The sequence below is a fragment of the Mesorhizobium sp. WSM4810 genome (assembly GCF_055811235.1).
Window position 1 is genome coordinate 1 of record NZ_JBVVQV010000073.1, and the last position, 1700, is coordinate 1700.

Below are 1700 nucleotides of genomic sequence, written 5' to 3' on the forward strand. Positions count from 1 at the left end.
TCAGTCGTTCCGTCTCCTTGTTCAGCTGTGGCGCCCCATTTGTTCCTGCTTTGGCTCCGGGGTTCATTGGGGGCGCCGCGCGCAGTGACGGTCAAGGGTGGGCCTTTGGCCATCGCGAAGCGACTTGCCCTTGATGGTCACGAGCACGGCGGCAGCGTTACATTGAGCCGGCAGGTGCCTGTTCGTAGAGGTCTATAACTTGCAAACCGAGGGGAGCTCGCCATCCGGCGCCGTAAACGCGCCGCAAGCTTGTATGCGGTTGATCCTCGCGGATCAAAAACCATGATGCAGCCATACGCATCGGCGGCGAAGCTCCGGGCGGTGGGCCCATTCTACAGCGCGGCGTCGTAAGCCATGTGAGCGGCCGGGATCACCACCACCTCGGATCGTTATCGGCAGACGCTATTGCAGCTGCCAAACTTCAATGCTCGTCCTGTCGAACCCCTCCTCCATGCTTTATACCGGACGCAGGGCTACTCCCGTCGGGATCTCGCCGGTCGTGACAAGTCGCCAGAAGGCAATCAGTAGCTTGCGCGCCAAAGCCACGATCATTGTCTTGCGCGTACCGCCACGGCCATCGGCCGTTCTCGCGCAAAACCAGTGCGCCAGCGCGCTGTCCTTTTGGAATTGGAGGAACCGCCAAGCCAGTAGGATCATGCCGTAGCGGACGCGAGCGTTGCCGGCCCGCGCAAGACCTTTCTCGCGCCTGCGTTGGCCGCTCTCATCCGGCGCCCCGGTAAGTTCGGCATAGCGGGCGACGGCTCTCCGATCACGCAGGCCGCGTGAGAGAATCTCATTCACCAGCATGTCCGCAGTCTCGATACCGACACCGATGATCCGCGCAAGAAGGCGAACCATCGCGAGCGGACCCTTCTTCGTGTCCGGAACCACCGAGAGCTGCCGCAACCGCTCCTGTTCGATCTCGTGGATTTGTTCACGCAACAGGTGAAGCCGTCCGAGATTACGGCGCAACTCGGCTCGGCTTCGTTCCGGTAGGGGCATACCTTCCGCCGTATGCAGAGCCTCCAGTTTCTCGGCAGCTTTGCGCAGATTGGGTTTGAAGGCGCGAATGCCGAAGCGAGCGAGGATTGCCTTGATGCGGTTGACAATCCGTGTACGTTCGCGGACGAGATTGTCTCGTTCACGGTTCGGACGGCGGGCCTCCTCCTCATTGATGGTTGGGATGGCTGCCATGCTGCAGTGGCGCTTCTCGCCCCGCAGCCAGCCAAGAAAGGCGCGCATCAGCAGTTCGGTATCGAGGCGATCGGTCTTGGCACGCCGATGTTCACGGGAAACCGCGACGCTCGATGGATGTATGACATAAGCTTCGACAGCGCGCGCCTGGAGCCAGCGCGCCAACCAAAAGCCGTCGCGTCCAGCCTCATAGGCGACAACGATGCGCCGGACTTCACGCCCGGCTTGGATGGCTTCGCTGCGCCAGCGGCGCAACAGCCTGAACACCGAATCCGGGTCGGCATCGAGCTTCTTGAGAGGGTTACGTTCAAAGCCAGGGACCGTCGCGGCAATGAGCCACTTTGTCTGGCTCATCTCAATCACTGCGACCAACGTGCTGTCCTGATCAAGGGCGGTAAGGGATTTGCTTGCATCAAAGGATGGTGACATGGGGCGCTCCTTAGGTAGCTGCTCAACAGCGTCGAGGGTGCCACACGCTCGCCGCCGCCCATAGCATCTACAGCGCT

1 protein-coding gene is annotated in these 1700 nt (G+C 61.4%); it reads right to left on the minus strand.

Annotation, left to right across the window (positions count from 1 at the left end; translation table 11 throughout):
- Positions 1 to 456: 456 nt before the first annotated feature.
- Positions 457 to 1623: an IS110 family RNA-guided transposase gene (locus AC0L3O_RS35315; RefSeq protein WP_473618134.1), complete on the minus strand. Its 1167-nt coding sequence runs from the start codon at positions 1621 to 1623 to the stop codon at positions 457 to 459.
- Between the last annotated feature and the right edge of the window lie 77 nt (positions 1624 to 1700).